This window comes from Bradyrhizobium sp. Kon56, assembly GCF_055807635.1.
The window spans coordinates 1-231 of record NZ_JBVVOU010000673.1; the positions used below are offsets into that span (position 1 = coordinate 1).

The 231-nt window shown below is 59.3% G+C and carries 1 protein-coding gene; it reads right to left on the reverse strand.

The genetic code is table 11. The annotated features are described in order from the left end of the window. Positions 1–37 precede the first annotated feature (37 nt). Positions 38–231, reverse strand: a 194-nt coding sequence (locus AC0L3B_RS40470; protein ID WP_473383725.1) for a hypothetical protein, incomplete at its 5' end; no start/stop codon positions are given.

The window sequence follows — 231 nt, forward strand, 5'->3', positions numbered from 1 at the left end:
CCCCTCCCACATTTTTTGTGTTCGCTTCAGATCGGCTTCACGCCTGGTAGCTGATGCGCCCATCCATCAGCGTGTAGCGCACCGTAGCCGGCATCTGCGCCGCCGCCTGGATGCGTTGTCGCCGCAGCGGCATCTGCCGATCTACGTGGAAAAAATCCTTGGCGAAGGCGAAACCCTGCGCGACGACTGGCAAGTGGATGGCACCACCGGCTATGAATTCATGAACCAACT